The sequence below is a fragment of the Novosphingobium sp. RL4 genome, from assembly GCF_035658495.1.
Classification (GTDB): domain Bacteria; phylum Pseudomonadota; class Alphaproteobacteria; order Sphingomonadales; family Sphingomonadaceae; genus Novosphingobium.
The window spans coordinates 570398-591389 of record NZ_CP141944.1 but is presented as its reverse complement, the minus strand read 5'-3'; the positions used below and the strand labels follow the sequence as shown (position 1 = coordinate 591389).

Annotated in this window: 19 protein-coding genes and 1 tRNA gene; 8 read left to right on the top strand and 12 right to left on the bottom strand. The window is 65.6% G+C overall.

Going from position 1 to position 20992, the window contains the following annotated elements; genetic code table 11:
• Positions 1 to 2 precede the first annotated feature (2 nt).
• Together U9J33_RS02890 and polA are read right to left on the bottom strand one after the other, a co-directional pair.
• The gene (locus tag U9J33_RS02890; protein WP_324698997.1) at positions 3 to 1145 is read right to left on the bottom strand and encodes a mechanosensitive ion channel family protein; all 1143 of its coding nucleotides are present in this window, start codon (positions 1143 to 1145) and stop codon (positions 3 to 5) included.
• A 144-nt stretch (positions 1146 to 1289) separates the two neighbouring features.
• A complete protein-coding gene (gene polA, locus U9J33_RS02885) occupies positions 1290 to 4130 on the bottom strand; it encodes a DNA polymerase I (RefSeq protein WP_324697731.1) in 2841 nt (946 codons plus the stop codon).
• A 222-nt stretch (positions 4131 to 4352) separates the two neighbouring features.
• On the opposite strand from polA, the gene U9J33_RS02880 reads away from it, so the two are divergent.
• Positions 4353 to 4673: a hypothetical protein gene (locus tag U9J33_RS02880; RefSeq protein ID WP_054440919.1), complete on the top strand. Its 321-nt coding sequence runs from the start codon at positions 4353 to 4355 to the stop codon at positions 4671 to 4673.
• An 85-nt stretch (positions 4674 to 4758) separates the two neighbouring features.
• On the opposite strand, the gene U9J33_RS02875 is transcribed toward U9J33_RS02880, so the two are convergent.
• The 4 genes from U9J33_RS02875 to U9J33_RS02860 form a co-directional block, all read right to left on the bottom strand.
• Positions 4759 to 5715, bottom strand: coding sequence for a serine hydrolase (locus U9J33_RS02875; RefSeq protein ID WP_324698996.1), 957 nt, complete (start codon positions 5713 to 5715; stop codon positions 4759 to 4761).
• A 294-nt stretch (positions 5716 to 6009) separates the two neighbouring features.
• Positions 6010 to 7653 (bottom strand): chaperonin GroEL, encoded by a 1644-nt coding sequence (gene groL / locus U9J33_RS02870; RefSeq protein ID WP_054440921.1) that lies wholly within the window; start codon positions 7651 to 7653, stop codon positions 6010 to 6012.
• A gap of 48 nt (positions 7654 to 7701) precedes the next feature.
• Positions 7702 to 7989, bottom strand: coding sequence for a co-chaperone GroES (gene groES, locus U9J33_RS02865; RefSeq protein WP_054440923.1), 288 nt, complete (start codon positions 7987 to 7989; stop codon positions 7702 to 7704).
• Between the two features lie 158 nt (positions 7990 to 8147).
• On the bottom strand, positions 8148 to 9527 hold the full coding sequence (locus U9J33_RS02860) for an MATE family efflux transporter (protein WP_054440925.1): 1380 nt from the start codon (positions 9525 to 9527) through the stop codon (positions 8148 to 8150).
• Between the two features lie 131 nt (positions 9528 to 9658).
• Between U9J33_RS02860 and U9J33_RS02855 the strand changes: the two genes are divergently transcribed.
• Together U9J33_RS02855 and U9J33_RS02850 are read left to right on the top strand one after the other, a co-directional pair.
• Positions 9659 to 10132: a c-type cytochrome gene (locus U9J33_RS02855; protein ID WP_054440927.1), complete on the top strand. Its 474-nt coding sequence runs from the start codon at positions 9659 to 9661 to the stop codon at positions 10130 to 10132.
• A gap of 118 nt (positions 10133 to 10250) precedes the next feature.
• Entirely contained in the window at positions 10251 to 11222 is a 972-nt protein-coding gene (locus U9J33_RS02850) for an intradiol ring-cleavage dioxygenase (protein ID WP_324697726.1), read from the top strand.
• 91 nt (positions 11223 to 11313) lie between these two features.
• Here the strand turns inward: U9J33_RS02850 and U9J33_RS02845 are convergent, their stop codons facing one another.
• The 3 genes from U9J33_RS02845 to U9J33_RS02835 form a co-directional block, all read right to left on the bottom strand.
• Entirely contained in the window at positions 11314 to 11940 is a 627-nt protein-coding gene (locus U9J33_RS02845; RefSeq protein WP_324697724.1) for a hypothetical protein, read from the bottom strand.
• An 82-nt stretch (positions 11941 to 12022) separates the two neighbouring features.
• Positions 12023 to 12970: a bifunctional helix-turn-helix transcriptional regulator/GNAT family N-acetyltransferase gene (locus U9J33_RS02840; RefSeq protein ID WP_292636383.1), complete on the bottom strand. Its 948-nt coding sequence runs from the start codon at positions 12968 to 12970 to the stop codon at positions 12023 to 12025.
• Between the two features lie 112 nt (positions 12971 to 13082).
• Positions 13083 to 13787 carry an OmpW/AlkL family protein gene (locus U9J33_RS02835; RefSeq protein WP_324697721.1) on the bottom strand — a complete coding sequence of 235 codons (705 nt, stop codon included), beginning with the start codon at positions 13785 to 13787 and terminating at the stop codon, positions 13083 to 13085.
• A 187-nt stretch (positions 13788 to 13974) separates the two neighbouring features.
• On the opposite strand from U9J33_RS02835, the gene hemN reads away from it, so the two are divergent.
• Positions 13975 to 15288 carry an oxygen-independent coproporphyrinogen III oxidase gene (gene hemN, locus U9J33_RS02830; RefSeq protein ID WP_324698995.1) on the top strand — a complete coding sequence of 438 codons (1314 nt, stop codon included), beginning with the start codon at positions 13975 to 13977 and terminating at the stop codon, positions 15286 to 15288.
• On the opposite strand, the gene U9J33_RS02825 is transcribed toward hemN, so the two are convergent.
• On the bottom strand, positions 15272 to 15568 hold the full coding sequence (locus U9J33_RS02825) for a hypothetical protein (protein ID WP_054440931.1): 297 nt from the start codon (positions 15566 to 15568) through the stop codon (positions 15272 to 15274). The two genes, hemN and U9J33_RS02825, sit on opposite strands and share 17 nt — an antisense overlap.
• A 799-nt stretch (positions 15569 to 16367) precedes the next feature.
• Positions 16368 to 16441 (bottom strand) — tRNA-Gln (locus tag U9J33_RS02820).
• A 145-nt stretch (positions 16442 to 16586) separates the two neighbouring features.
• Here U9J33_RS02820 and U9J33_RS02815 point away from each other — a divergent pair.
• The 3 genes from U9J33_RS02815 to U9J33_RS02805 are packed head-to-tail and all read left to right on the top strand — an operon-like array spanning position 16587 to position 19236.
• Positions 16587 to 18026, top strand: a complete 1440-nt coding sequence (locus U9J33_RS02815) for a Ppx/GppA family phosphatase (RefSeq protein WP_324697718.1) — start codon at positions 16587 to 16589, stop codon at positions 18024 to 18026.
• Entirely contained in the window at positions 18023 to 18700 is a 678-nt protein-coding gene (locus U9J33_RS02810; RefSeq protein WP_054441016.1) for an RlmE family RNA methyltransferase, read from the top strand. Before U9J33_RS02815 ends, U9J33_RS02810 begins: the two co-directional genes overlap by 4 nt.
• Positions 18697 to 19236 (top strand): RBBP9/YdeN family alpha/beta hydrolase, encoded by a 540-nt coding sequence (locus tag U9J33_RS02805; RefSeq protein WP_054441018.1) that lies wholly within the window; start codon positions 18697 to 18699, stop codon positions 19234 to 19236. Before U9J33_RS02810 ends, U9J33_RS02805 begins: the two co-directional genes overlap by 4 nt.
• Positions 19237 to 19305: 69 nt before the next feature.
• Here U9J33_RS02805 and U9J33_RS02800 read toward each other — a convergent pair whose 3' ends face one another.
• Positions 19306 to 19932: a c-type cytochrome gene (locus U9J33_RS02800; RefSeq protein WP_132469377.1), complete on the bottom strand. Its 627-nt coding sequence runs from the start codon at positions 19930 to 19932 to the stop codon at positions 19306 to 19308.
• A gap of 130 nt (positions 19933 to 20062) precedes the next feature.
• Here U9J33_RS02800 and U9J33_RS02795 point away from each other — a divergent pair, with 130 nt between their 5' ends.
• Entirely contained in the window at positions 20063 to 20956 is an 894-nt protein-coding gene (locus tag U9J33_RS02795) for a prephenate dehydratase (RefSeq protein ID WP_054441021.1), read from the top strand.
• The last annotated feature ends 36 nt before the right edge of the window (positions 20957 to 20992 follow it).

Genomic DNA, 20992 nt, shown 5'->3' with positions numbered 1-20992 from the left:
CGTCAGTTCGGCTGCCGGGCCTCGCCATTGGCCGAAGCCGCGACCAGTTCCGCCAGCCCCGCCGTCGCCCCCATCTCCACCGGGCCGACCGGCAGCGTGCGGCGCCTTACCAGCGCCTCGGGCTGGCTGCGTCTGATCCAGTCCATCATGCTTTCCCGGATCTCGCAGCGCAGGTCGAACAGCGTCGGGCCATCCTTCGCGCTCATCAGCAGGCGAACCTCGATCGCATCGTCCTTGCAGTCGGTCACCTGAAGGATCTGCGCGCGCCTGTCCCAGAGGCGGTGGGCCTGGATCTGCCGTGTATATTCTTCTCGGATCGGTCCGATCTCGGTGCCCTGGTCAAGGTAGAGGAACACCGTGCCGAGAAGCTGAGAGGTGGTCTTGGTCCAGTTCTGGAAGGTATCTTCGAGAAAGCGGTTGGACGGCACCACCAGACGGCGATCGTCCCACAGCCGGACGACCACGTAAGTCGTGCGGATATCCTCGATGCGGCCCCATTCCCCGTCGAGGATGATGACATCGTCGATGGAGATCGGCTCGGTCATCGCCATCTGGAAGCCCGCGATCAGGGCCTTCAGCGCAGGCTGCGCCGCCGCGCCAACCGCGAGGGCCGCAAGCCCGGCGGAAGCCATCAGCGTAACGCCGATCTCGCGCACCCCGGGCACCGAGGCGAGCATCCCGGAAACCGTCAGGAACACGATCAGGAACGTGCCGATGCGGCTGAAGATCGCCAGCCGCGTGCGGCGGCGGCGGGCGTTGCGGTTGTTCTCTACCGAAATGTCCGCCCGCACGATCATCGCTTCGACGAACGCCCGCAGCACCGCCACCGCGACCCAGCCGGTCAGCAGCGGCATGACGAACGGCGCGAAGCGTTCCCACACCGCTTCCAGCGCAGGCGTCTCCCGCGCGGCCAGAACCACGCCCATGGCGAGGAACGCCCAGCGCGTGGGCCGGTTGAGGCGATTGACGACGATGTCGTCCGCCTCGCTCGCGCTCCGGTTGGTGATGCGGTGCAGGATACGGAACAGCACGGCATGGGCCAGCAGCGCCAACGCCAGGCCGAGCATGGCCGCGAGAACCGCCATGAGGGGCCGCTCGGCCCACGAAGGCAACCCGGCGAGGATGCTGTCGATGAACTGGATCATGGTGATGAAACGATGCTGCACTGCAGCAGTTTCATCCGCACGCTCGGTTCATCGGCCTTGCGGGGCAGGTCGGAGAAAGAAATGCCCCGGATTCGGACCAATCCCGTCGTCCCGGATCGGGTCCGGGACGACGGGAAACTGGCTTCAGTGTGCCGCGCCCCAGCTCAGGCCGGAGCCGATCTCGACGCCCAGCGGCACGTCCAGCGACACCGATGGCTCGGCCGCGCCCGCCATGACCGCGCGGATCACCTCGGATGCGGCCGCCACGTCGGCTTCGGGCAGTTCGAACACGAGTTCGTCGTGTACCTGCAGCAACATGCGGACATGGCCGAGACCCGCCGCTTCGAGCGCCGGGTTCATGCGGACCATGGCGCGCTTGATGATGTCGGCGCTGGTGCCCTGGATCGGCGCATTGATCGCCGCGCGCTCGCTGCCCTGACGCTCGGCGCCGTTCTTCGAGGTGATGCGCGGGAACCAGGTCTTGCGGCCGAACAGCGTCTCCGAATAGCCGCGCTCGCGCACCTGTTCGAGCGTGTGGACGATGTAGCGCTGGATGCCCGGGAAACGCTCGAAATAACGATCGATCATCGCCTGCGCCTCGTCGGCCTCGGTACCGAGACGCCCGGCGAGGCCCCAGCGCGAGATGCCGTAGAGAATTGCGAAGTTGATCGTCTTGGCGCGTCCGCGCGTATCTCGGTCCACCGTGCCGAACATCTCCATCGCCGTGCGCGAGTGGATATCCTCGCCCTGCGCGAAGGCTTCCTTCAGGCTCGGCACGTCGGCCATGTGCGCGGCAAGGCGCAGTTCGATCTGCGAATAGTCCGCGGCGAGCAGGACGTGGCCCGGCTCGGCCACGAAGCAGTCGCGGATCTGGCGGCCGATCTCGGTGCGGATCGGGATGTTCTGGAGGTTCGGATCGGTGGAAGACAGGCGCCCGGTCTGTGCGCCGACAAGGCTGTAGCTGGTGTGGACACGCCCGGTCTTCGGGTTGATCGCCGCCTGAAGCGCCTCGGTATAAGTGGAGCGCAGCTTGGAAAGCTGGCGCCATTCCAGCACCTTGGTCGCCACTTCGGCGCCTTGCGAGGCGAGGCCTTCCAGCACCGACTGGTCGGTGGAATACTGGCCGCTCTTGCCCTTCTTGCCGCCCTTGTAGCCAAGCTTCTCGAACAGGATGTCGCCCAGCTGCTTGGGGCTGCCGATGGTGAATTCCTGCCCGACCTTGCCATGGATCTCGCCTTCCAGCGCGCCGATGGCCTCGGCGAACTGGCTGGAGAGCCCGGCCAGCTTCTCCCGGTCCACCTTGATGCCATGGCGCTCCATCTGGGCCACGACGGGGATCAGCGGACGGTCCACGCGCTCGTAGATGCGCGTGCCGCCCTCATCGGACAAGCGCGGCTTGAGCAGCTTGTGCAGCCGCCAGGTGACGTCGGCATCCTCGGCCGCATAAGGCGTGGCCCGGTCGAGCGGGACTTCGCCGAAGGGGATCGCCTTCTTGCCGGTACCGCAAACGTCCTTGAACGCCATCGTCTTGTGCGAAAGGTGGCGCTCGGACAGTTCGTCCATGCCGTGACCGCCGCCGATACCCTCGATCTGGCGGCCCGCGTCGAGGCAGAAGCTGACGATCATGGTATCGTCCACCGGCGCCACGTCTATGCCGTGGCGAGCCAGGACGTTGAGGTCGTACTTGATGTTCTGGCCGACCTTGAGAACCGCATCGCTTTCCAGCAGCGGCTTGAGCAGCGCCAGCGCGGTCTGAAGCGGCACCTGCTGCGGCTTCTCGGCGAACATGTCGGTGCCGCCGTGGCCCAGCGGAATGTAACAGGCATCGTTCGGCCCGAGCGCGAGGCTGATGCCGGCAAGGTCCGCCTTCATCGCATCCAGCATCGAGGTCTCGGTGTCGACCGCCACCACGTGGGCAGCCAGCGCCCGCGCCACCCAGCGCTCCAGCGCCTCGACCGTCTGCACGCATTCGTAGGCGGCATAGTCCACCGCCGGCCATTCCGGCAGCGGCTGACGCGCAGCGCCTTCGCCGGGACCGCTACCCGCGGTGACGGGCTTGGCCGGATGAAGCTGCGTTGCCCGTTCCGGGCTGCCATTGCCCGCGCCAAGGCGCTTGAGCAGGCTGGTGAAGCCGTGCTTGCCGAGGAAATCGGCGAGCGGCTGCGGCGGGATCGCGTCCAGCTTGAAGTCCTCCAGCGCCATCGGCAGCGTGCAGTCTTCCTTCAACGTGACCAGCACCTTGGACAGACGCGCCTGCTCGGCCTGTTCGATCAGGCGTTCCTGCAGCTTGGACTTCTTCATCGACGGCGCGGCGGCGAGCGCGGATTCGAGATCGCCATAGTCCTGGATCAGCTTGGACGCGGTCTTGGGGCCGACGCCGAAAACGCCGGGCACGTTATCGACAGAGTCGCCCATCAGCGCCAGCACGTCGCCCACCTTCTCGGGCGGGACGCCGAACTTCTCGACCACTTCGGGAATGTTGATCCGCTGGTTCTTCATCGTGTCCAGCATGTCTACGCAGCCGCCGCCGATGCCGCATTTGCCGACGAGCTGCATCAGGTCCTTGTCCGAGGACACGATCGTCACGTCCCAGCCCTGCGCGGCGGCGGCGCGGGCGTAGGAGGCGATGAGGTCGTCCGCCTCGAAGCCCGCTTCCTCGATGCAGGGGAGCGAGAACGCGCGTGTCGCGTCCCGGATCAGCGGGAACTGCGGAACCAGGTCTTCCGGCGGCGGCGGCCGGTTGGCCTTGTAGTCCTCGTAGATGTCGTTGCGGAACGAATGACTTCCGGCATCAAGGATCACCGCAAGGTGGGTCGGGCCGTCGGCCTTGTTGAGGTCGTCCGCCAGCTTCCACAGCATCGTCGTGTAGCCGTAGACCGCGCCGACCGGCGTCCCTTCGGGGTTCGTCAGGGGCGGCAGGCGGTGATAGGCGCGGAAGATATAGGCCGAGCCGTCGACGAGATAGAGATGCTGCTTGGAATCCATGGCACGATCCGTAGCAGCGTGGGCACCGGCCGTCAGCAGCCCAGTGCGACGAGACGGGTGAAATCGCCGGGAACAAATTCGCTCCACCGCCGTTTGCCCGCGACTGCTTGAAACGCATTTGCGACCGGCTTAGTTTCGCTCCCCACGGGGCGAAGCCGCCCGCATCTGCGCGGATGGGCTCACGGGGTTTGTCTTTTCAGCAAACGAGGGAATACCGAAATTATGCGCAAGATCGTTATCGTCGCCACTGCCGCCGCCGCGGCCCTGTCGCTCGCCGCCTGCTCGGAAAAGACGCAGGACGCCGCCTCCGACACCGCAACCTCGGCCGCGAGCGACTTCTCGGAAGCCGCCGAAGACGTGGGTGACACCGTCAACGATCTCGGCGCCAAGGCCTCCGATGCCGCCGACGATACCAAGGACGCCGCCAAGGACGCCCTGAAGCAGGCCGAAAAGACCACGGACGATATCGCCGCAGACGCCGAAAAGGCCGCTGCCGACGTGACCGACGCCGAAGGCCAGCCGCACGACACCCCGCAGCACTGAGCCGCCGGGCAGACAACGAAAAAGGCGCCGGAGACAGTGTCTCCGGCGCCTTTTTTCATGCCCCCCGGTTTTTCATGCCCCCCGGTCAGCGCGCGGCGGTGCGATAACCCGGAGCTTCGGCCAGATAGCCGTTGTAGATGGTGCGGGCGATGCTGGCGATGCGCGCTTCGCGGTTCGGGCGCGTGCCCTGCCCGGTAACGTAGATCGCCACGGCATAAGCGTGGCCGTCCGCCGTCTCGATGATGCCGATATCGCTGGACGTGTTGTTGAGCGAACCCGTCTTGTGCGAAACCGAGACTTCCGCCGGCAATCCGGCACGAATGCGGCGCTTGCCGGTCACGCAGCGGCTCATCGCGCCCAGCAGCACATCGCGGCCCTGCTGGCTCATCCACTTGCCCTGGTAGATTCCCGATAGCAGCTGGACCACGGCGATCGGGGTGGCACTGTCGCGCTTGTCCACCACCTTGGCCGGATCGATGGCGCCATCGTCACGCACCAGCGTCGCGATGTCGCGGTCGATGTGCCAGTCGTCGATACCCGTGCGGCGCACCCAGGCGTTTACCGCCGAAGGCCCGCCCACCACCTTGAGCAGGGCATCGGTGGCGTAGTTGTTGGAGCGGGTGATCATCAGCTCGATAAGCTGGCGCGCGCTCATGTAGGTTCCGGCCCGGACCGGCGCCACCGCGCTGGAAAACGGCGCGGAAGGCACCGGCACCATCAGCGGAAATTCGCTGGAAAGCGTCCACTTGCCCTTGTCCACGCCTTCGAGGAACGTCGCGGCGATGGCGATCTTGCTGGTGCTGGCCATCGGGAAACGCTGGTTCCCCAGCACGTCCACCATGCGGCCGCTGGAAAGGTCCATCGCGGCAACGCCGATACGCCCCTGCGAGGCTTCCGCCACGGCGGCCAGTTGCTTGCCGAAATCGCTCGAATAGGTTCGCGGTGCACGCTGTTCGGTGCCGAAGACCGAATCGAACGAATCCTGCACATCGTTGATGGAGCCCGCATGGGCAGGCGCCAAGGAAAACGCGGCTAGCGCCATCGCGGCCGCGGCCTGAAGGAAGCGTCGCGGTGCATTGCCGCCCCGCGAGAGGAGTTTCTCTGCCCCGATCATGCAGATCCCACCCTGTTCTTGTACATGTTCCCGAGAGTTACGCCGAACGAGATAAAACGCCAGCCTCGCGCGACGAAATGCATGACCCATGCGGGCAATTGCTTGGAATCGTAAAATCCTGTCGCTCAGATGAACGAATCCATCCGTTTTGAATCGCAAAACGAAAAAGGGCCGGAAGGATCGCTCCTTCCGGCCCCAATTCGCGTCGGTGACGTGAGCGCTTTAGAAGCCGCCCATGCCGCCCATGCCGCCCATGTCGGGCATTGCCGGCATGGAGGCCTTGTCTTCCGGCTTGTCGCTGATCGCCGCTTCGGTGGTGATCAGCAGGCCGGCGACCGAAGCCGCATCCTGCAGCGCGGTGCGAACGACCTTGGTCGGGTCGATGACGCCGGCGGCCTTCAGGTTTTCGTAGACGTCGGTGGCGGCGTTGAAGCCGATGCCTTCGTCCGACTGGTCGAGCAGCTTGCCTGCGACGACGGCGCCGTCGCTGCCGGCGTTTTCAGCGATCTGCTTGACCGGAGCCGAAATCGCCTTGCGGACGATGTCCACGCCGCGGGTCTGGTCTTCGTTGGCGCCGGTCAGGCCGTCGAGAGCGCGCGTTGCGTAAAGCAGCGCGGTGCCGCCGCCGGGGACGATGCCTTCTTCAACCGCAGCGCGGGTCGCGTGGAGAGCGTCGTCGACGCGGTCCTTGCGTTCCTTCACTTCGACTTCGGTGGCGCCGCCGACCTTGATGACGGCCACGCCGCCAGCAAGCTTGGCCAGACGCTCCTGGAGCTTCTCGCGGTCGTAGTCGCTGGTGGTGACTTCGATCTGGGCGCGGATCTGCTCGACGCGGGCCTTGATTTCGTCATGCGAACCGGCGCCGTCGACGATGACGGTGTTGTCCTTGTCGATGGTGACCTTCTTGGCCTGGCCAAGCATGCCGAGCGTGACGCTCTCAAGCTTGATGCCGAGGTCTTCCGAGATCATTTCGCCGGCGGTCAGGGTCGAGATGTCGCCCAGCATGGCCTTGCGGCGATCGCCGAAGCCCGGTGCCTTGACGGCAGCGATCTTCAGGCCGCCACGCAGCTTGTTGACGACGAGCGTGGCCAGGGCCTCACCCTCGATGTCTTCGGCGATGATGAGGAGCGGACGGCCCGACTGCACCACGGCTTCCAGGATCGGAAGCAGCGCCTGGAGCGACGACAGCTTCTTTTCGTGGATGAGGATGTACGGGTTTTCGAGCTCGACCGTCATCTTCTCGGGGTTGGTGACGAAGTAGGGCGACAGGTAGCCGCGGTCGAACTGCATGCCTTCGACGACATCGAGTTCGAATTCGAGACCCTTGGCCTCTTCAACGGTGATGACGCCTTCCTTGCCGACCTTTTCCATCGCTTCGGCAATCTTTTCGCCGACTTCGACGTCGCCGTTGGCCGAGATGATGCCGACCTGGGCGATTTCCGAAGAACCGGCAACCGCGGTCGAACGGCTCTTGAGGTTCTCGACAACCTTGAGGACGGCGAGGTCGATGCCGCGCTTCAGGTCCATCGGGTTGATGCCGGCGGCAACCGACTTCATGCCTTCGCGAACGATCGCCTGGGCGAGAACGGTCGCGGTGGTGGTGCCGTCACCGGCTTTGTCGTTGGCCTTCGAGGCCACTTCGCGCAGCATCTGCGCGCCCATGTTCTCGAACTTGTCCTTGAGTTCGATTTCCTTGGCGACCGAAACACCGTCCTTGGTGATGCGGGGAGCGCCGAAGCTCTTCTCGATCACGACGTTGCGGCCCTTGGGGCCCAGGGTCACCTTGACGGCGTTGGCGAGGGTGTCGACGCCGGCGAGAATGCGTTCACGCGCGTCGCGGCCGAACTTTACGTCCTTGGCTGCCATTTTGAATTCCTTATAGAAAATCTGTAAAAATGCAGAAAATCAGAATGCTCAGCCGATAACGCCGAGGATGTCCGATTCCTTCATGATCAGCAGGTCTTCACCGCCGACCTTGACTTCGGTGCCGGACCACTTGCCGAACAGCACGCGGTCGCCAACGGCAACGTCGAGCGGAGTGATGGTGCCGTTTTCGGCGCGGGCGCCGGTGCCGACGGCGACGATTTCGCCTTCAGCCGGCTTTTCCTTGGCGCTGTCGGGGATGATGATGCCACCGGCCGTCTTTTCTTCGGCCTCGACGCGGCGCACGAGAACACGGTCGTGCAGCGGGCGGAAAGTCATGGGATTCTCCCTACGAACTAAAAGGGCAAGAAACTGGATTGGCACTCAAGGTTGGAGAGTGCCAACGGGCGTGGATATGGTTCCCGCCGCAGGCGCCGTCAAGCAGGTCGCCTCCAAAAAATTCTCACCCGGTATGGGCGCGGGATGAGACGAGACGGTTACACCCGGTCGAGATGGAACTCGTCGCGCCAGTGCCAGCGCGCCAGCAGCAGGACCGCGGCCACCGTCAGCCCCACTGCGAGACCGATCCACACACCCACGCCTTCCAGCCCGGTGTAGAGGCCCAGCACCGCCGAAGTGGCGAAACCTGCGGCCCAGTATCCGAACAGGGCGATCGCCATCGGCACGCGGGTATCCTGGATGCCGCGCAGCGCGCCTGCCGCCACGGCCTGCAGGCCGTCGGTAAGCTGAAATATCGCCGCCACGAACAGGAAATCGAGCGCAAAGTGCACGAGGACGGCGTTCTGCGGCGCCGTCACGTCGACATAGGCCGAGAGGATGAATCGCGGCGCCAGCAGCATCGTCGAGGCGGAGATGACCATGAAGATCATCGCGACGGTGATCGCCGCCCAGCCCGCCCGGCCCACGCCGCCGCGATTGCCTGCGCCGTAATGATAGCCGACCCGGATCGTCGCCGCCTGCCCTACGCCGAACGGCACCTGGAACGCGAAGGCGGCGATCTGAAGCGCCACGGTATGCGCGGCCAGTTGCGCCTCGCCGATGCGGCCCATCAGGAAGGCCGCGCCGCTGAACAGGCCGCCCTCGGCGATGAGGGTGGCCGCGATCGGCAGGCCGAGCGCGAGGATCTGGCGCAGTCGCTGCCATTCGGGCCGCCACAGCCGTCCCAGCACATGATAGCGCCGCAACCGCCGATCGGCGCGGATGGCGACGACATAGGCCAGCACCGTCGCGCAGGCGGTGGTGATGCTGGCGATCGCCGAGCCCGTCAGGCCCAGCGCGGGAAAGCCGAAATGGCCGAACACCAGCACGTAGTTCCCTGCTGCGTTCACGGCGATCGCAAGGGCCGTTATCATCGTCGCGAAGATCGGCCGCCCGAGCGCCGAAACGAAAGTGCGCAGGACGTTGGCGATCGTCATCGGCAATACCGCGAGCGACACGACCTTGAGGAACGCCGCCGACAGGACGGAGACTTCGGGGTCCTGCCCGGTCGCCGTCATCAGCAGTTCGCCGAGGTGCGAAAGGGCGATGGCGCCAAGGCTGAACATCGCCGCCACCCACAGTGCCATGCGTGCCGAGCGCCGCACTTCGCGCACGGCATGGCGGCGGCGGCCGATTTCGGCGGCGATCAGCGGCGCCACGGCGCTGGTCACGCCGTTGATCCCCATCATCATCAGCGCAACGATGGCGATGGCAAGGCTGGACGCCGCCAGCGATTGCTGGCCGAGACGGGCCACGAAGATCACGTCGGTGGCGAAGACCGCCATCTGCAGCAGGTTGGCGAGCGCCAGCGGCCCCGCAAGGCGCAGGGTAGCGGCCAGTTCGGCCCGGAAAGTCGAAGGAAGATGATGCGTCGCCATTGTCGGCCCGGCGATAGGCGCTGGAATTGTGGGACGAAAGCACTATTCGCTTCAAGTCTCGATGAATTGCTATAAAATAGAATATTCGAGACCCATGACCTTGAAAAGAGCCGTCCCACAGGAGAGAATGCATGAAGTTCAGGGCCCTCCCCCTTGCCCTTGCGCTGCCCCTTGCGGTGCCGCTTGCCATGCTGGGCGGTTGCGGCGGTTCGGGCGGCGAACAGGGCAAGGCCGCGGAACCGGCCGAAGAAACTTCACCGGCTGCTGCCGTTCCGGCTTCTACATCGGCCCCGGCTTCCGCCTCGGCGCCCACATCCCAGCCTCCTGCGGCCTTCGCGACCTGCCGTTCGTGCCATTCGGTGGAGCCGGGCAAGAACGGGGTCGGCCCCTCGCTGTTCGGCATCGTCGGGACCAGGGCGGGCGACGTTCCGGGCTACAACTTCAGCCCCGCCCTGAAGAATTCCGGCGTGACCTGGGATCGCCAGTCACTCGACACCTGGCTGCAAGGGCCGATGAAGATGGTGCCGGGCACGAAGATGGTGATCGGCGTGCCGAACCCTGAAAAGCGCAAGGAAGTCATAGACTACCTCGAAACCCTGAAGTGACGCCGGCGTCCGGCGTCCACCCGGTTACGATCCGCGACAATTTGCGACGGCGCTCCTGCGCGCCCCGCTGCTAGGAATGCCCATGGTGCGACATGGGTTTCCAGCAGAAGAAGAACGCATGGACAGACAGGAACGGGAAGGCCTCCACGCCGACCTGACGCGGATCGAGCGCATGAACATCGACCGCCGCCGAATGCTTTCGCTTGGCGCGATGGTCGGTATCGGAGGCGGGGTAGCCGCGCTTGCCGGATGCGCATCCCCGGCAGGCTGGGACGGCCCCGGCGGCCCTCCGCCGCCGGACGGACGGTTCGGACCGCCTCCGGGGGACTTGGGCAGCATGGGTCCGGGCAGCATCGGTCCGGGCGGCCATCCCGGCGGACCGCCTCCACACATGGACAACGGCCCCGTCGTCACCGCCACCGCGCCGGACGGCAATCGCTGCGTGTCCTTCGCCCGCGAAACGCAGGGCCCCTATCCCGCCGACGGTTCGAACGGCGCGCGCGGGGCGATCTCCAACGTGCTCGGCCAGTCAGGCCTGCGACGGCAGGATATTCGCGGCGATATCGGTGGCGGCCACGACGTGGCGGGCGTTCCGCTCGAACTCACGCTGCGGCTGGTGGACGTCAACACGGGATGCGCGCCGCTGGCGGGCTATGCCGTATACCTCTGGCACTGCGATCCTGCCGGGCAGTACTCGCTCTACGACCAGCCGGAACGGTCCTGGCTGCGCGGCCTCCAGGTCGCGGACGCCGATGGACTGGTGCGGTTCAGCACGATCGTTCCCGGCTGTTACATGGGCCGCTTCCCGCACATCCATTTCGAAGCCTTCGCAAGCCTGGACGTCGCCACCACCGGCAAGTTCGCGCGGCTGACCTCCCAGCTCGCGGTGCCCGCCGACGCGTGCGATGCCGCTTACCGGCAGCCTGCCTATACGCGTTCGGTCCGCCCCTGGGCGCAATCGCGGGACATCGCGCGCGACATGGTGTTCGGCGACAATGGCGCCGAGCGGCTCAAGGCGATGACGCTGGAAGTGACGGGCTCGGCGCGGGAAGGCTTCAGGGGCCGCGCGCTGATCGGGCTACCGGGATAAATGGAACGGCGCCGCAGGGGGGCGCGGCGCCGTTCCTTCATCCGGCCTTCGCAAAGGGGGGGGTGCGCGAAGACCGGGAAACCGTTTCGTGTCAGACCTTTCTGCCCGGCAGATCCTGCTGCTGTTCCACCGGCTTCTCGGCCTTGGCGGGGATCGCGCGGTCGCCGGGGCGGGTAGCATCGCATCCGTCGGAGGCCGCCTGCGTCATCTGCGGAGCCGCGCCCGAACCGTCCGAGCTATAGGAAACCGAGCGCGTGCAGCCATTGCCGTCGGTAGACGAGGAGTAATACGTCACATGCATGCCCTGGGGGGTGTCCCCCGCTGTCAGGAGGCGCGGAGCGCCTTGGGCATTGCCGGTGGCGACCGCCTGCTGCTGCATCTGCACGGCATGTTGCTGCATGAGCGCGGCCTGCTGCATCATGGCGTTCATCCGCGCATCCATGATCGCGGAAATCTGCTCCATCTGCGAGAAAGGATCGACCATGGCAGGAATATCGCCGTCCTGCCGTGCGGAGGCTGCCCGGACATCAGCGGGAACGATCTCTACCCGCGGGGCGACATCGCCGGTGTAGCGGACGTGGACCACCGAGCCGTCCGGCGCATCCACCTTCATCGTATGGAGCCCGGCCGTGGCCGCCTCCGCCACTCCCGCCCCGAGGAGGGCAAGCGCAGCGGCACCGAAAAGATACTTCCTCGAAGGCATTCTCATCGTTCGCATGGGGGAATTACTCCTGTGACTCGACCCTTTCGCGAAGCCCGAAGCTGCCTTGGCCAAGCTGAACGCCAGATGACGGAACGGCTCAACCCATGTGTATCATGGCCACGTCGCACCGCTCGTATCGGGCGCCGTATCGCGCCATGATCCCGGCATCGTGCCGGAAGCCGAGCTTTTCGTAGAGATGGATCGCAGCCTCGCAGCGCTTGTTGGTCAGCAGGTAAAGCGGCTCGGCGCCCATCTCCCGCGCGCGCGCGATCATCGCCGAGAGCAGGAACTCACCCGCCTTCAGGCCCCGCGCAGAGGCGCGAACGCCCATCTTGGTCAGTTCGAAGGCGCGATCCCCGGTCTTCTGCAAGGCGCAGGTTCCGACGATCCCGATTCCCTGTGCCTCCACGAAGAGGATCGTCCCGCCCTGTTCGACGATGCGGGCGCGCGGATTTTCCAGCACCTCTCGATCCGTCGGTTCCAGCGTGAACATCGCCTCGATCCACTCGGCGTTGATATCGTGGAAATCCCGCGCCAGATCATCGCTGAATTCACGGATACGCAGAACCTCCGGCTTCAGCCGTTCATAACGTTCCACCATCGAGGACTGGTCGAGCGCGGTCTCGATCCGGCCCACCAGTTCAAGCAATCGTCCGGTTTCACCCCCGCTCATCTCATCCACCGCAAGGCCAACCCCCGGCCAGACATGCATCTTCACGCGCGCCATCACCGCCCGGCCTTCCGGCGTCAGCGAGAGATGGCGCTGCCTGAGATCGCTGCCCTGCACCGCCTGCACCAGCCCGAGCGCCGCGAGCTGGCCGATCGCGCGCGTGACGCCCGGCTGGCTCGATCCCACGGCCTCGGCCAGTTGCCCCACGGTCAGTTCACGGCCGTCAAGCGCGGTAAGCAGGGGAATCTGCGCAGGCTGCACCGATAGGCCGGTGGCCTGGATGATCTGCGCGGCATCGCCCTGAAGCCGCTCCGCCAGCCGCTTCAGCCGGCTGCCCAGAAGAATCCCGCCCTTGTCGGCGATAGCGTCGATCACAATAAACTCCATATCGCGTTATATACTATGTTATGGAGTCATTCGCACAGGTCAAGTGCCCACGAAAAAAGGGGAGCCGAAGCTCCCCTTCTTCCGCATCCGCGCGCCCTGCTCAAAAGCGATAGGATACGCCTGCGCTCAGCACCCACGGGTCGAGATCGTGGCGGGTCCTCAGCGCCAGGTCCCCGTCCTCGTAGAACGACGCGGTTGGCTTCACCCAGTATTTCTTGGCGTCAAGCGAAAGGCCGAGCCCCTTGTCGTTGATCGCGATATCCACGCCTCCCTGAAGCGCGAAACCGAGCTTGTTCGACATCTTCACCTTGTCGACCCCCAGCGCACGGGCCGTTTCTCCCGGCTTCTCGTCGAACACGAAGAACCATGCCGGACCCGCGCCGACATAGGGCTTGAACGGGGTGCCGGTGTCGAGATGCGCTTTGGCGGTTACCGTGGCCGGCAGGATCAGCACATGATCCACCAGCCCCGCTCCGGCAACGTCGCCCGTGCCGCTCACGTGATGCTGGGTGAAGCAGCAGATCGTCTCGACCGAGAAGTTGCGGTTGAAGAAATATTCAACAGCGAGTGTCGGCACCACATTGTCGTTCGCCCTGGTGCCCACCGTATCCAGCGCGGCAAGCGTGCCGCCCAGCGTGGTATCGGTGTCGATCGACTTGATCTTGTCGATCTTGCCATCGGGAAGCACTGCGGTGCCGAGCACCTTGACCTGCCACTTGCCGTCCGGGCTTCCGGCCATGGCCGGGGTGGCGATCGCGGTGGCGGCGGCGAAAGCAGTCGCCGCCAGCATGGTCAGTCTACGCATGATCGGTCTTTCCTGCGCCGCCGGGGCCGCACCGTGCGGGTCCCCCCTCTTGAGCGGCAGCAGCGACCGTGTGGCCGCATCCATCGCCAAGGGAATTGATCGCGCGCAAATTCGGCGAAATTCCGCGATTTTCCTCCGGTTGATCGATCGCAATGACGGCCGCTGCGCGCTGCGCGATCCTGCGTGCATGTGGACCTATCACCCCGATCTGCTCGCGATCCCCGTTCCCCGCTACACCAGCTTCCCGACGGCCGCCGAATTCGACGAGAGCGTCGGCACGCCCGAACTGGTGCAGGCACTCGAAGGCGTGGACGGCGACGTTTCCCTCTACGTCCACATCCCCTTCTGCGAGAAGATCTGCTGGTACTGCGGGTGCAATACCAGCGCCGCCAACCGCACCGATCGGGTCTCGGGCTATCTCGATGCGCTTCACCGCGAGATCGGCCTCATGGCGGAGCGGCTGCCGGCAAGCGCGCGCATCACGCGCATCTCTTTCGGCGGCGGCAGCCCCAACGGCATCTCGCCGGTGGACTTCGTCCGGCTGGTCGATGCCCTGACCCTGCAGTTCTCCGCCTCGCGCCCGGTCATGTCGATCGAACTCGACCCGCGCACGATGACGGCGGACTGGGCCTCGGTGATCGGCGCGGTCGGCATCAGCCGCGCCAGCCTGGGCGTGCAGACTTTCGCGCCGCCCCTCCAGCAGGCGATCGGCCGCATCCAGCCCTCGTGGATGATCGAGGAGACGGTCGCCCTGCTGCGCCGGGCCGGTATCCTTTCGCTCAATTTCGACCTGATGTACGGATTGCCCGGCCAGACGATGGCGCAGCTCGACGATTCGCTGGAGCGCACGGTGGCGCTCGGCGCGGAACGAATCGCGCTGTTCGGCTACGCGCACGTCCCGCACCTGATCCCTCGCCAGCGGCGGATCGACGCAAGCGCCCTGCCTGACGCCGAGGCTCGGTTCACGATGGCCGCACGAGGCCATGCGAGACTGGTCGAGGCTGGCTACGTTCCCATCGGTTTCGATCACTTCGCCCTGCCGGGAGACGCCATCGCGCAGGCCGCGCTTGCCGGGCAGCTGCGCCGCAACTTCCAGGGCTTCACCGAGGACCGCGCGCCGGTCCTGCTCGGCCTCGGCGCTTCGGCGATCAGCGGTTTTCCGGGACTCCTTGCCCAGAACGAGAAGAACACCGGTCGCTATCGCATGATGCTTTCCGAGGAGCGGCTAACAGCCAACCGCGGCATCCGCCGCACCGCCGAGGATCGCAGGCGCAGTGCCGTCATCGAATCGCTGCTGTGCCGGGGGCGGTCGCGCATCGATGCAGACCTTCAGTGCGAGGCATGGCCGCTGCTGCTGCCCTATTTCGACGCCAGCCTGTGCGAGCCCGATGGCAATGACCTGGTGATCCTCCCCGGCGGCCTGCCCTACGCCCGCTCGATCGCCGCGCGGTTCGACCCATATCGCAAGGATTCGCTGCGGCGTTTCAGTTCGGCGGTGTGACGGATTCGCGGGCGCGCGTATCAAACTCGACGCCGAACAGGTTTCCGTCCGTCCAGCGCACCAGCCCCCACAGTTCCCGCCCGTCCTCCATCACCGCGCACACCACCTCGTTGCGTGGCGGCGGCGCGCCTGCAGCAGCGGCACTGAACCCGTGCGAGGATACGTCGCGCACGATGATATCGATCGCGCGCCCCGCCGAATCGGCCAGCGTGATGTGTGCGCATTGCCCGATCCGGCGTTCGCGGAAGATCGGCGTCGGCTTGAAGCGGCGGGAATCCATGCGGACGCTGAACGGCCGCCGCGAATTAAATTTAAGGGCAGGCTCCGCATTTGACGGCGATCAATGCGATTCGGCGCCGCAGAGGCGATGGAACCCCTGCCGGTCGCGCACCGCCACCCCACACCTTGCGGGCGGTGCGAACCGCTTCTCCCCGACTTCGGGCGGCCCTGCCTTGTTACGGGCCGCCCATTTTTCGTTTGAGCGCGAAAAAACCCGGCCGCACGGACGCTCCGTCGCTCGAAATGCACAACGGGCTCAGATTGTCGCGAAATTTCATCATGTTGATCGTCGGTCGATAGCAAAACCGATCAAGTCGTGCATTTAATCTTCCGCACCCTTTCGGATAAATTCGCACAACCGCGCCTGTAATAAACCCGCCAGATTCTTGCCACAATTTCCGCATTGCAGCGAAGTCCAAAGGGCTGTATTTCAAGAACTTCGCACGAACAGGCAGGGGTGCGCTGCGCTGCGTTGCAATTATGCAAACGCCACTTTTTCAGCATTCCCCCTATGTGAGTATTCACGATGCCCCCGCTGCTGCCGCAAGCCATCCTGTGCAAACTCAATCGCCATCGCCCCGCCCGTGACAAGGTTCACTGGGACGGCCAGCACTATACCGGCACGTGCGAGCACTGCGGAACCGAAGCCCGCCGCGCCAGCCGCGGCGTGTGGCGCAGGGAATGGATGAAATAGACGCTGCGCCGGGCCATCGGCACGATACCGCACAGGCATCGCGCGCAATCGCGCACCGGCCACCGGATCACCCGGCGGGCAGCAAAATCAGCGATTTAGGGAAAATTGGATGCCCCGCGAGGATTCGAACCTCGATAGACGGAATCAGAATCCGTAGTCTTACCATTAGACGACGGGGCATCGGGAGGCGCCCCTCTAGTCGGGGTCGTGATTCGCGTCAAGCCACCTTTTTGCAGTCAGGGTTGCCCCTTTGCCCGGGGGGCGTTAGCATCGCGTCAGGTATCCGCCGCTGGCGGTAAGATTTATTCGAACGAGATTACATATCATGGCGGAGCAAGATCCGCCGGCAGCAAGAGTCGATGTGTCGGGCCGCCCGGGAAGGCGGCGCAAGGCGAGGAAGGGCAAGTCACGCTCCTCCGGACCCGGCACGGCCAAGGCGCGCCCTCCGGGCAGCGCCGCCGAGGCAGGCGGAGCGCCGCGCGAAGAAACGAATTCCGACGCGCAGTCGTCACCCCGCCAGTCGCAATCGCGGCCGGGAAGTCCGCGTCAGAAAGGTTCGCGAAAATCCTCGTCTCGCCGGGGCAAGAGCGGGCGCGCGCCCGTTGCCCGCGCCAAGGCGGCCGGAAACGCGTCCAGCCCCGCACCGGAACTCCAGATCGAACCGGCCGCCGCCGCCGATCCGAAACCCGCCATCGCCCGTTTCTCCCCGGTCGCGCCGGGGCAATCGCTGCGGACGCCGTACCGGCAATCCTATGCGGCGATCGACCTCGGCACCAACAACTGCCGGCTGCTGATCGCGCGTCCTTCGGGCGAGAATTTCACGGTGATCGACGCGTTCAGCCGCGTCGTGCGGCTGGGTGAAGGCCTGGCCCAGTCCGGGCGACTGTCCGAAGCGGCGATGGACCGCACGCTGGCGGCATTGCGCGTCTGCGCCGACAAGTTGATGCGGCGCAACGTCTATCTCGCCCGTTCGGTGGCCACCGAAGCCTGCCGCCGTGCGGAGAACGGGCCGGAATTCATCGAACGCGTGCGGCAGGAAACCGGCATCGCGCTCGACATCATCAGCGCCCGCGAGGAAGCGCGGCTGGCCGTGCTCGGCTGCCACGTCCTGCTGGAGGAAGGTTTCGGCCCGGCGATGATTTTCGATATCGGCGGCGGTTCCACCGAACTCGTCCTGATCGAAAGCACCGGGACCGTGCCCCGCATCCTCGATTGGCAATCGGTGCCCTGGGGCGTGGTCTCGCTCACCGAGAGCTGCGGCCCTGAAGGCACCACGCTGGAAGAGCGCCTGGAACGCTACCGGATCATGCATGGCCTCGTGTCCGACAGTTTCGCCGACTTCGCCAAGCGCGTCTCCCCGGCGCGCGAAGGCGCGGCGCAGACCGGCCCGCTGCGCCTGCTCGGCACCAGCGGCACGGTAACCACGCTCGCCAGCCTGCACCTCGAACTGCCGCAGTATGACCGCCGCATGGTCGACGGGCTGATCGTTCCCGCCGAATCGATGCGCGAGATCAGCTCGCGGCTTTCCTCGATGTCGATCGAGGAACGGCGCGAGGTGAACTGCATCGGCCGTGAGCGCGCCGATCTCGTGGTTGCCGGTTGCGCGATCCTCGAATCGATTCTCGACCTCTGGCCCGCCGCCCGCCTCGGGGTGGCCGATCGCGGTATCCGCGAAGGCATCCTGCGCAGCCTCATCGCTTCGCATTCGGCCAGCAAGACCCTGGCTCCCGCCGGGCACTCACACCAATTGGAGAACCGGCCATGAGCCGTTCCGGACGCGACCCCAACGAGCGGCTTCGCACCGCCAAGAAGCGCACGACCAGCTCTGCGCGCTGGCTCACGCGCCAGATCAACGATCCTTACGTCAAGCAGGCCAAGGCCGACGGCTATCGCAGCCGTGCCGCGTACAAGCTGCTGGAGCTCGACGAGAAGTTCGACCTGTTCAAGGGCGTGACCCGCGCGGTCGACCTGGGCATCGCGCCGGGCGGATGGAGCCAGGTGCTGCGCCTGAAATGCCCCAAGGCCAAAGTCGTGGGCATCGACCTGCTGCCTACCGACCCAATCGAGGGCGTGACCATCTTCGAGATGGACTTCATGGCCGACGAAGCCCCCGCCGCGCTGGAAGGCGCGCTGGAAGGCGCGCCCGACCTCGTGCTTTCGGACATGGCCGCCAATACCGTGGGCCACAAGCAGACCGATCACTTGCGCACCATGGGCCTGGTCGAGACGGCCGCCGACTTCGCGATCCAGTATCTGGCGCCCGGCGGCACGTTCGTTGCCAAGGTCTTCGCGGGCGGCACCGATACCGAACTGCTCGGCATCCTGAAAAAGCGCTTCACCAGCGTGAAGCATGCCAAGCCGCCCGCCAGCCGCAAGGGTTCGTCCGAGTGGTACGTGATCGCCAAGGGCTTCAAGGGGCCTGCGGACACGCCTGAATGACGCGCTACGTGGTCCTGCCCGGCATCGGCGGTTCGGGCGCGGAGCACTGGCAGTCACACTGGGAGCGCGCAGACTCCCGGATGCACCGCTTTGCGCCGGAAAGCTGGGATGCGCCCCGCCTCGACCAGTGGATCGAAGCGCTCGACCACGCGGTGTCCCGCGCGGCGGAGCCTCCGGTACTGGTTGCGCACAGCCTCTCGTGCCTGCTGGTGGCGCACTGGAGCCGCCGGTCCAGCCTGACCGTGCGCGGCGCCTTCCTTGTGGCGCTGCCGGACCCGCAAGGCCCGTCGTTCCCCGCCGAGGCTGCCGGTTTCGCCGATCCGCCGGAAGCGCCCCTGCGTTTTCCCGGCCTGCTGATCGCCAGTTCCAACGATCCTTACGGCACGCTCGAACATGCCCGGCTGAGGGCGGGCCAATGGAGCTGTCCGCTGATGGAGGCAGGCGATCTCGGCCATATCAATGCCGCCAGCGCGCTTGGCGACTGGGCCTGGGGCCGCGCGGAACTCGATCGCTTCGAAGCGGGCCTCGCGAGATAACGAAAACGGTCCGCAAGGCGACTCGGTGACGCCCGCGGACCGCTTTCTGCCGGCCTGAGCCGGAATGACTTACTGCGCGGGGGCTTCGCTTGCCTCGGCAGCCGGAGCCGCAGCACCTTCCGCGGGAGCGGCGGCGGCATCGGCCGCCGGGGCCGCACCGGCAGCGGGCGCTGCGGGCAGCGGCAGGTTCGAACCCTGCGCGTTGAGATAGGCGATCACGTTGGCGCGGTCTTCACCCTTGGGCAGGCCTGCAAACGTCATCTTGGTGCCGGGCGCGAAAGCCTTCGGGCTCTTCAGCCATTCGTTCAGCTTGTCGAAGTCCCACTTGCCGCCCACGCCCTTAAGCGCATCGGAGAAGGCGAACCCGGCCACGCCCTGGCCGATGCCTTCGCCAACCACGCCATAAAGGTTGGGACCAATGCCGTTGGCACCGCCCTGGTTGATCGTGTGGCAGGAGGCGCACTTGGCAAAAGTGGCCTGTCCCTTGGCGGGATCGGCGCTGGCAAGGAGCGTTGCGATAGGGGCTTCGCCGCCGGCTTCGCTTTCCTGTTCCACACCTTCGATGGCATAACCCATCGTTTCGGGACGATGCGGCTTGTCCGCACGGAAGTAATGAGCGCTGACGCTGGTCAGACCGAGACCGACGATACCGGCGAACAAAGCCCAGCCGGCAATGGTGTTGAAACGATCATCCATTTGTTGTTTGCCCTTGCCCCACGGGTGGAGTTTTTTCTCATCCTCTTTGGCCTCAGGCTCTAGAGTTGCCAGCAGGTTAGTGCAAGAGCCATTGCGGACATCGCCTTTGCGGCTTAATCGCGCGGGCGCTATGCATTCCTATCCCGAACCCGCTCTCGACCTTGTCGCCCGCATGACCGAGGCTGCCGTGGCCGATCCCGCCCGCGCGGTAGCGCTTCAGGGAGCGCCCGGCTGCAACTCCCATCGGGCGGCGCTCGAACACGATCCCCAGTGCCTGCCGCTGCCGTGTTTTTCATTCGAGGACGCGCTCGATGCGGTGAAGGACGGGCGCGCGGACCGGGCGATCATCCCGATCGAGAACTCGCAGCACGGCCGCGTGGCGGACATTCACTTCCTGCTCCCCGAAAGCGGCCTGTCGATCGTCGGCGAGCATTTCATGAGAATCGAACATGCGCTGATGGCGCTGGGCGACGGACCGTTCTCGGCCGCCTACAGCCACCCGCAGGGCCTTGGCCAGTCGCGCCGTTACTTGCGTGAACGGGGCATCGTGCCGATGGCCTATGCCGATACCGCAGGTGCCGCCGCCTTCGTGCGCGAACAGGGCGACATGGCCGCCTGCGCCATCGCGCCCAAGCTCGCCGCCGAACTTTACGACCTCAAGATCGTCGAGGAAAACGTCGAGGACGCGGCGGACAACACCACGCGCTTCGTCGTGCTTGCCCGCGAACCGCTCGATCCCTTCGCGCTGAAGGGAGAGAAGGCGATGACCACTTTCATCTTCGAAGTGAAGAACATCGCCGCCGCGCTCTACAAGGCGCTCGGCGGATTCGCGACCAACGGCGTCAACATGACCAAGCTGGAAAGCTACCAGATCGGCGCCAGCTTCGCGGCGACGACGTTCTATGCCGATATCGAGGGCGCCCCCGGAGAGCCGCGCATCGACATGGCGCTCCAGGAACTGGCATTCCACTGCAAGTATGTCCGCCCGCTCGGCACTTACCGGCAGGCGCGTGCGCGGGGATAAGTCATCTAATTTCCACAACGGGTTGCACAGCTGATA